Consider the following 530-nt stretch of genomic DNA (forward strand, 5'->3'; position numbering starts at 1 on the left):
ATGATACGTGAGTTCGGTATAAGAAAACGATTGAAAAAGTTGTGGGAATGAGATATCTTTAGTACCTTTATAGTTGATAATCAATAAGTTACATAAAAATATCTCATTCCCATGACTGATGCAAATATAATAGAAATTTTCTGTATTCTCGATGAATTCTGCAAATATTTTGCTCCCGAACTGAAAAAACACACGCTGGACATCTGCGGCAAACGTCGCCGCAACCGCCCGTGCCTCATGTCCGACAGTGAGGTGATGACCATTCTCGTACTGTTCCATATCTTGCGCCACCGAGACCTCAAGTCTTTCTACCTCGGTTATGTATGTAACCACATGCGCAAAGAGTTTCCACACCGCCTGTCGTACAACCGCTTCGTAGAACGCCAGGCTAAGGTAGGACTCCATCTTTTGCTGTTCCTGCAGACATGTGCGTTGGGTAAATGTACTGGAATATCCATTATCGACTCCACACCGTTGAAGTCATGCAATATAAAGCGTGCGCACAGCCACAGGACGATGAAGGGATGGGC

At 44.3% G+C, this 530-nt stretch carries 1 protein-coding gene; it reads left to right on the plus strand.

Annotation, left to right across the window (positions count from 1 at the left end; translation table 11 throughout):
• Window positions 1-111: 111 nt before the first annotated feature.
• Window positions 112-530: transposase (locus H6A34_RS14600; RefSeq protein ID WP_275955211.1), on the plus strand; the 419-nt coding region annotated here is incomplete at its 3' end.

The organism is Marseilla massiliensis (genome assembly GCF_016899855.1).
In the GTDB taxonomy this organism is placed as follows: domain Bacteria; phylum Bacteroidota; class Bacteroidia; order Bacteroidales; family Bacteroidaceae; genus Prevotella.